The following is an 8969-nucleotide window of genomic DNA, read 5'->3' as shown; positions in this document are numbered from 1 at the left end:
CGAAATCAACTAGCAACTATTTATCAACAGCATCTTCGATCGACAAATATAGCAGCAGAGTTTGAGAGCTTATCGCTACCCAAGAAAACAGGCTGTCTGCGGATTGGATATATTGCTTCTACGTTAAAATCTCATTCGGTTGGCTGGTTGAGTCGGTGGTTGATGCACCATCACGATCGCCAGTCTTTTCAAGTTTTTATCTATTGTTTGAATACAAACCAAGAAGATCCTTTCAATCATCAGTGGTTTAGAGATAAAGCAGATATTACTTCATATTTTACCGTCTTTCCAGATGAAGTTGTCGCTCAAATTAAAGCAGATGAAATCGATATTTTAATTGACTTAGATAGTCAGACTTACGATCTTACCTGTTTGATAATGGTGCAAAAACCAGCTCCAGTACAGGTAACCTGGCTGGGATGGGATTCTACAGGTATCCCTGCGATCGATTATTATGTTGCCGATCCTTACGTGCTTCCAGATGATGCTCAAGAGTATTATCAAGAAAAAATTTGGCGATTGCCGCAGACATATTTAGCCGTCGATGGCTTTGAAATTGGTACCCCAACGCTGCAACGTGCAGATTTAAATATTCCGGCTGATGCGGTAACTTATCTTAGCGGTCAATCTGGATATAAACGCCATCCAGATTGTATTAGAAATCAGATGCAAATTATTAAATCTGTACCGAATAGTTATTTTTTAATTAAAGGCGATAGTGATGCAGCAACTATCCAAGATTTCTTTGGTAAATTAGCCGCCGAAGTAGGATTAGATGCAGATCGGCTGCGCTTTTTAGATCGAAATCGAGATGAATATACGCATCGTGCTAATCTAGCGATAGCAGATATAGTTCTAGACACTTTCCCTTATAATGGTGCCACCACGACTCTAGAAACCCTGTGGATGGGAATTCCGATGGTAACGCAAGTCGGTCAACAATTTGCTGCACGCAATAGTTATACTTTTATGCTAAATGCTGGCATTACGGAAGGGATTGCTTGGAGTCCACAAGAATATATCGAGTGGGGCATAAAATTAGGAATAGATCGCGATTTAAGGAATAAGATTCACGGTAAATTAAAATCGGGACGAGCTACTGCACCTGTTTGGAATGCTAAACAATTTACTCGCGATATGGAGCAAGCTTATCGAGATATGTGGGCAAAATATCAGCAGCAGCAACACGATCTAAATTAATTTATTTTGACTTGTTACAGGCAATCGCTCATTTAATTCACACACCTTTTCTTAGCATCTTCTCGATCTTAAATAAATGCAAACTTTAGATACCTCGCCAATTATAGAAACAGATCTTCAGGTTACTCCTACTAGCTTGGAACAGGTTATCGATCGTTATGAAACGTTAATCGATCGAGGAAACACCGATAATGATAACTATTGGTATTTAGGGTTAGCTTACCTGCTTCAGGAGCGCGAACTCGATGCTCAAGCTACTTGGTTTATTCCGTTTGAAGCAGCGTCTGAGCTGGAGTCAGAAGTTTTAACTAGTGAGTTGTCAGCTTTACTCGATCGATCGGCTACTGAAGAATTTTATGCTAACAATCTCGATAATGCTCGATCGATCTGCGAACAGTTACAATCGATCGATCCCTTTTGCATAAATAATTTATTGCGATCGATTTTAATAAAGATTAAATTTGAGGAATTTATACCCGATCTGTTGATAGAATGGCAGGTAAACGAGTTGGTTATTGATAGCAATTCTGGTCGGGTAGACCGTAATTTATTAGCAGATTTATTGAGATCGTTACTAGATTTTCCTGCTGAATCTACATCTCGATCGATCGAGGCACTTATTGTAACATATTTGCGTGAATCGGTTGTCGAAGTTGATAATTTCGCTAGCGATATTATGAATGCAGCGCATCGGACTGGCGCAAATACTTTCATGGTCGATATCCTTGAATTTTGTCGAACTTTACAACCGCAAAATTTCCAGATTGCACATATTTTAGGGCGCGTTTATTCAGATATGGCGTGTCACGATCGGGCGATTGAAACCTGTGCATCTATTTACGATCTGTGCGATAGTACTTGCGATCGCATTCGAGCTAGTTATCCGTTATTAATTGCCTATTTAACCGCAGGTAATTGGCAACAAGCCAATCTAGCACTACAAAGACATCAGCAATTAATAGAGCAATTTAGTACAGAGACATTTTCACAATTAGATCTAGTTACCAATCAAAGAATTATTGTCGCTAATGTCTTCTCGCCATATACTGAAGATCGACCAGCAGATTATCGACAACTCCAAAATAAAATTGCTGAGATTTATCTACAACATAATCAGGCTCATCTTAAAAACTATATTGCCGAACCAACTTCATTACAGAAAATCGCAGGAGTAATCAGAATTGGTTATGTCGGATCGACACTAAAAAATCATTCTGTCGGTTGGCTGAGTCGATGGTTATTTCAACATCACGATCGCGAAAAATTCCAAGTTTTTACTTACTGTATCAATCAAAATCCAGACAATCCTTTTTATCAAAAGTGGTTTCGAGATCGATCGAATGTTAGCTATTGCATGGTAGCCGATGGCGAACGTGTTGCCGCCCAGATTCGTGCTGATGAAATCGATATCCTGATCGATTTAGATAGTCTGACTTTAAATATTACCTGTCAAGTATTAGCTGCCAAACCAGCTCCAGTTCAGGTAAGCTGGTTGGGTTGGGATGCAACGGGTTTATCGACTGTTGATTATTTTATTGCCGATCCTTATGTATTACCAGCTAATGCTCAAGACTATTATCGAGAAAAAATCTGGCGGTTGCCACAGACATATTTAGCTGTGAATGGTTTTGAAGTTGGTATCGCTACTCTCAGTCGTCGGGATCTAAATATTCCAGACGATGCGATTGTTTATTGGAGCGGACAAAGAGGTTTCAAACGCCATCCGCAGACAGTCAGAGCGCAGATGCGAATTATTAAAGCGGTACCTAATAGTTATTTTATTGTTAAAGGCGACACAGATCCAAAGATTATTCAAGAGTTTTTTGGACAAATTGCGATCGAAGAAGGTGTAGAATTCGATCGATTGCGGTTTGTCGGATCTGTGGCTGACGAACCTACTCATCGCGCTAATTTGGCGATCGCGGACATCGTACTCGATACTTTCCCCTATAATGGTGCCACCACGACTCTCGAAACCCTGTGGATGGGGATTCCGATGGTAACTCAAGTCGGAAAACAATTTGCGGCGCGGAATAGTTATACCTTTATGCTCAATGCGGGTATTGAAGAAGGAATTGCTTGGAGCGAGGCGGAATATATCGAGTGGGGGATAAAATTAGGACTCGATCGCGATTTGCGAGACAAAATTGCTGGTAAACTCCGATCGGGTCGTACTACCGCACCTGTCTGGAATGCCAAACAATTTACGCTGGATCTGGAGCAAGCTTTTCAGGAAATGTGGGCAAAATATCAGGAGCAAAACCAGTATCAAGCCAGCACGGACTATTCTAATAATTAAACAAGTTGCTACCTAAAACCTCAGCGGTTAGAAACCGCTGCTCATGATGCAAAGTCCGCCTGCGCGGACTGAATATCTTAGTCCGCGCAGGCGGACTTTGCACCACTAGCCACGATTTCAATCGTAGGCGTTCTATGGGTATTAACTTAGATTAATCAAACATAGTTAAAATAACTATCCGTCAGACTCAATCCCGATGTATTTTGGACGATGCCAATTAATTCTGGCTCGCCGGAGCGATTGTTGTAAATAGCCGTACCCGCATTTACGCCAGAAGGAGCGGTACCTAGCGAATAGTCTGCGGCTTTACCTTTGAGTTGAATGACATCGCCATTCGTCGAAAAGCCGACGATGTTGGCGTAGTCATTGATGCCGCTGGTGGTGCTGTTGCCATCGTTATAATAAACCCGATTGGCATCGCCGAGGATGAAGCGTTCGCGATTTCCCGAACCGATGAGGGTATCAATTTCGCCTTTACCCGCCGTACTGCTAGGATCGACACCTACTAGTGAATTGTTGCTACTACCGCCAAGGAGTAAATCGTTGCCTGTGGTGCCTTGAGCAGATCCGACTTTTACGCCTGCTGTATGCGTCGTGGCGCGATTGAATGTCATTTCTAGTCTGTTGCCGACTAAACTATAACGATCGGCTCCTGTGGCGGTTATACCTTGCCCTGCGGCGATGTTAAGATCGATCGAGATGTTACCTTCGCCATTGAAAGTATAGTCGAGATTGCGACCGTCGCCTGTAACTGAGAGGAGTTCGGCGCGTTGTGCGAGTGCGACGATGTGAGTGACGTTATCTGCTTTGGTGCCTAAATTAATTTGGTAGTCGCCGCCTGTTTTTGTCAGAAATACGGAGTTGTTATCGAAGGCGTAGTAATTACTGACGTTTTTGATTTTTTGGGATGATTGGATGTCGAGCGAGAATTTACCGACTCCGGCGGTGCTAGCATCTGGGGTGACTCGTGCGTTAATTGTATCGCCAGTTTGCTCGGTGGTGACTTGAGATTTGGCAAATGTGCGAAGCCGATTTTGTGCGTCGTCGAAGGTGACAAATTCGGTACCGTCGGCGGCGGCTCTGGCGATAAAGTTATTGTATATGGCTGGATCGTAGTTTGGATCGGCTCCGGTTGCGCCGTAATCGTGCCAAGCAAACTCGATAATTGGTTTGCGGCTGCGTTTGAGCTGGTTGTATTCTCGCTCCCATAGTACTGCGGTTTGCGCGCTGGTGAGTTTTTGAAAACCGATCGCGTTAAAATCAAAGGAGATATTAGGTGCGAAATACACGGCTGTAGCTGTCGGTTCGAGGAAGCCAAAGGCGTTATTGTAAGCAGTGCCTACGCCTGTATAATACTGGAAATAATTATCGATTTGCCGATCGAGTGCCAAGCTGTCGGGATTTCCGGGTGTGGCTGCACCAGTAATGTTAGTTCCTAATTGGCTAGCAATAACATTTTTCGATTGGTTAAATTCAAATTCGATTTCGGCTGGTGTCAGATTGCTGGGTGATTCTGGATGCGTATATGAGTGAGTGCCAATTTCGTTTCCCAATGCCAACCAGCGTTGGTAAATTGGTTTCATTACATTCCAATCGGTATATTCATTCTGAGCCGGATCGTTACCGATGTTGATAAAATGCGAACCGACAAATCCGTATTTATCTTTCCAATTTGTCAGTACGTCGGTAAGTTTTGATTCTATTTGCGGTGCTTCGATCGCATATTTCGATCGATCTACATCATCGCGAGATAAAAATAAGCTATTATTCCGCGTTAAATCGAGGCTGATGCGGGTAGACGGCTCGACAATTGATTGAATTGCGGGTGCGACAATGTTAGCATCGGCAAAGATCGATTGATTGGCAAAATGGATATTTTGACCGCCTGTTTTGGTGGCGATAATGGCGTTATAATTTGTACCGTCGATTGTCTGTTCGGCAAGAGTTTTACTAGTCGGATCGATCGCACTATACGCAGCAAAAGCAGTCCCGCGATCGTAATTAACTAAAGTTTCGCCACTGTTAAATCCAGCTAAAATATTATTATTGACATCTTTAGTTGTAACAACTGCATTCCGAATGCCACCGCCAGCAGTGCGTCGAACGCCGAGCAGGTTTTTCATCCGACTGTAAGCATCGCCAGCTAATACCGCACCCGTTTCATCGTTGGTAATAAAATCGCCAGCCGCAATTATCCCAATTTTATATTTATCAATAGCTTCAGTGAGTGAAGTTTCGATCGCTACCAGATCGGCTTTATTAATGTTACTAAATGATGGAAATACCAGCGCATCATAATTGACTAAATTATTTATAGATTTAAGATCGGCTTCGGTAATTAAGTCGAACGGAATACCTGCGGCGATCGCCTGAGCCTGAGCGTTAGCAAAAAGTTGACCGTACGCTTTTTTGTCAAAATAATTATTAGCCGAAGTTTCTGAATAAACAATTGCAATCCGCTTGCTCGAATTAGTTCGATTTGGTAAATTCATACTGCCAATACTCAAACTATTATTTGCATAATCACCAGGTAAAAAGACTCGATCGTTGACATCTATATAAGCATCGATACCCATTTGGGCAGTACTGATAATTGCTTTAGGAATGACAATTTCGATCGTTTTACCATCGCTACTGTGGGCAAAATCTACCGCACTAATAAAATTTTCTCCCGCCGCTCCACTATATAAATACGGTTTGCCATCTGCGGCGATATTAATGTTATATTCCGCCCCAACTGTCGAACCAAATACCTGATAACCAGTAGTTTTATTCCGATCGATATTTAACCAAATTGTCGTATTTGTGCCAATTTCTCCTTGACTAGAATCGATCGCAATCGCATAACCATCATCAGTATTTTTGCCATATACCCGATAACCCGCTACTTGCTGACGAGCCGCCGCATCTAAACGATCGATCGATCTCCAATCGCTTAAACTACCATCGATTTTAATAGTTCCATTTTGGTTGAAAGTGGCTGTATCAAAAGCAGACTCAATCGATTCAGACATGTTGACAGGATAAAATTTTAGCTCCCAGTATTGTGGATATTCTCAGCCTGATTAGCTCGATCTATCTACGTGTAAATACGGATAATAAAATTAAACCACTATATTTCTATACTTGTCTGCGATCGATATCACTCACGATCGCGATCTAGTAGTCTTGGGTATAAGCTGTCAAACAGCTAAATCGCATATACAATTTTTAGAAGGGGGATCGTAGATTAAACAATCGACAGTTTAACAATATTTAATAATTAGATGATTCAGCCAATAATTTTATTATTTATCTCTAATATTTTCATGACATTTGCTTGGTACGGTCATCTCAGAGATCTTCAGAATGCACCATTGTGGATGGCGATTTTAGTGAGTTGGTCGATTGCTTTTTTTGAATACTGTTTTCAGGTACCGGGTAACCGCATTGGCTCTCAATATTTTAGTCTCGCACAGTTAAAAGTCATGCAAGAAATTATTACAATGATAGTTTTTGCAGGCTTTAGCGCGATCTATTTTCAAGTACCGATTACTCGCAATTATGTATTTGCCGGGATGTTATTAGCTGGTGCGGCTTATTTGATTTTTACCGAGCGATCGTGAATGGTTTCTGGTAGTTTAGATCGTAGGTTGGGTTGAGCCGCGAAACCCAACGCACTCACTAGGACACAAACCCGACTTTTTAGAAAAGTCGGGTTTGTAGCGCACTAGTTTTACTGTCCATGACTCTTCGGCCAGGTCACATAAAAAGTTGTGCCCTCTCCCAAACTGGACTCTAACCGAATCGTGCCTTGCTCGGTTTCAACGATCTTCTTGACGATCGCCAAGCCAATTCCTGTACTATCGCTATTATCCTTAACTTTGAGAGTTGTAAAAATGTCAAAGACTTTGGCTTGAGATTCGGGGGCGATACCTGGGCCGTCATCTTTGAGGATAAATTCGTGGTAATCGGGATGTTCGATCGCCGAAATATCTAAATGTCCGGTAACGGAAGTATGGTGCTTGATGGCGTTGTTAATTAAGTTGGTCAAGACTTGGTTCAAAAATCCGCGCTTGGTGGTAAGGGTTGGTAGCGGTGGCTGAATGTCGATCGTAAAGCCTTCTGGTGGGGCGAGAGAGTCGATAATCTCGCTCAGGAGTTCGGCGAGGTCGAAAGTTTCCGAACGCGCTTCTTGCCTGCCTGCGCGGGCGTACAGCAGCAAGCTGTCAATCATCAACTCCATCCGTTTGACGCGGGTGCGGAGGAGCTGGAACTGTTGCTGGTTGTCTGGTGGCAACTGACCTTGTAAATCGTCTTCAATCCATTGGGACAGGTTGGAGATTGCCCGTAAGGGAGCTTTGAGATCGTGAGAGACGGTATAGACGAAACTGTCTAGCTCCTGGTTGCGATCGGCTAAGGCTACTTCGGCGAGTTTGCGATCGGTAATATCGTGTCCGATGCCGACGATCCCCAAAATATTGCCATCTACGTCGCGCAGTGGGGCTTTGGTAGAGAGGAAAGTCTTCACGTTACCGTCGATGACTACTGGTTCTTCAAACACTGCGGCGACACCCGATGCGATGATGGATCGATCGTTGGCGCGAATTGCTTCGGCGGCTGCATGGTCTTCGATAAAGAAGAATTCGTCTTGTCCCAGCAGTTCGGCGACTGACTTATCAAAGTAGTTGGAGATCGCGGGATTGATGAATAGCAACCGTCCCGCTCTGTCTTTGGCGTAAATGATATCTATCGAGTAATCGCCGATCGCGTTTAGCAATGTTAGCGTTTCGTGCTGTTTGGCTTCAGCGAGTTTGCGCTCGGTAATCTCCGCGACAAAAATCGTCAGGCTACTGGGTGACGGATAAATCCGGTGTTCGTACCACCGCTCCCAAGCCGGGTAGAAGTTTTCAAACTGATTGGGAGTGCGATCGCGGATTGCTTGATGAAAATGTCCGTACACCTCAGTCTCGATCGCTGGGGGAAACAATTCCCAAATATTGCGACCTAACATTTCGGCAGATGAGAGTGCCATCATCTCGCAAAAGCGATCGTTGACATAAGTAAAGCACCAATCGCGATCGAGCACATAAAAGCCATCCCGAATACTCGTTAAAATGCTTTCTACTTGCGCTTTTGCTGTTTCGGCTTCCAGTCGTAAGGCTTGCTCCCGCTGCGTCGCTTCCTGGCGCATTTGCGCTAGTTTCAATGTTACCTCGACGCGCACTAGCAGTTCGCGGGCAGAGAAGGGCTTAGTGAGATAATCATCAGCTCCGGCTGCTAGTCCTTCCAGCCGCGCCTCTTCTCCGGCTCTAGCCGACAGCAGGATAATCGGGATTTCTCTAGTTTGCGGGTCGCTGCGGAGGGTTTGCAACAAGCTCAGTCCATCGAGGTTGGGCATCATAATATCTGCCAAAACCAAATCGGGGATCTGGTGGCCGATACAGCTAGGGCGGCAACTCCATCGGCTACTGCTACGACTTGATACAGA

4 protein-coding genes and 1 pseudogene are annotated in these 8969 nt (G+C 43.7%); 3 read left to right on the top strand and 2 right to left on the bottom strand.

Features of this window, described 5'->3' with window-relative positions:
* A pseudogene (locus Q0R35_RS16330) lies at positions 1-1200 on the top strand (O-linked N-acetylglucosamine transferase, SPINDLY family protein); the annotation flags it as partial.
* Positions 1201-1276: 76 nt separating this feature from the next.
* On the top strand, positions 1277-3499 hold the full coding sequence (locus Q0R35_RS16325) for an O-linked N-acetylglucosamine transferase, SPINDLY family protein (protein WP_295620755.1): 2223 nt from the start codon (positions 1277-1279) through the stop codon (positions 3497-3499).
* 155 nt (positions 3500-3654) lie between these two features.
* On the opposite strand, the gene Q0R35_RS16320 is transcribed toward Q0R35_RS16325, so the two are convergent.
* Entirely contained in the window at positions 3655-6513 is a 2859-nt protein-coding gene (locus Q0R35_RS16320) for a polysaccharide deacetylase family protein (protein WP_295620752.1), read from the bottom strand.
* A gap of 252 nt (positions 6514-6765) precedes the next feature.
* On the opposite strand from Q0R35_RS16320, the gene Q0R35_RS16315 reads away from it, so the two are divergent.
* Complete coding sequence (locus Q0R35_RS16315; protein WP_295620749.1) at positions 6766-7104, top strand: DMT family protein; 339 nt, start codon at positions 6766-6768, stop codon at positions 7102-7104.
* A gap of 110 nt (positions 7105-7214) precedes the next feature.
* Here Q0R35_RS16315 and Q0R35_RS16310 read toward each other — a convergent pair whose 3' ends face one another.
* Positions 7215-8894: a PAS domain-containing protein gene (locus tag Q0R35_RS16310; protein ID WP_366944926.1), complete on the bottom strand. Its 1680-nt coding sequence runs from the start codon at positions 8892-8894 to the stop codon at positions 7215-7217.
* Positions 8895-8969 lie beyond the last annotated feature (75 nt).

The sequence above is a fragment of the Chamaesiphon sp. GL140_3_metabinner_50 genome (assembly GCF_025361915.1).
GTDB lineage: Bacteria > Cyanobacteriota > Cyanobacteriia > Cyanobacteriales > Chamaesiphonaceae > Chamaesiphon.
This window is presented reverse-complemented; position numbering and strand designations above follow the sequence as displayed.

Bases quoted from the DNA above. Each gene is read 5' to 3' on its own strand.
- Q0R35_RS16325 (WP_295620755.1), top strand. From the start codon at position 1,277: ATGCAAACTTTAGATACCTCGCCAATTATAGAAACAGATCTTCAGGTT.
- Q0R35_RS16320 (WP_295620752.1), bottom strand. From the start codon at position 6,513: ATGTCTGAATCGATTGAGTCTGCTTTTGATACAGCCACTTTCAACCAA.
- Q0R35_RS16315 (WP_295620749.1), top strand. From the start codon at position 6,766: ATGATTCAGCCAATAATTTTATTATTTATCTCTAATATTTTCATGACA.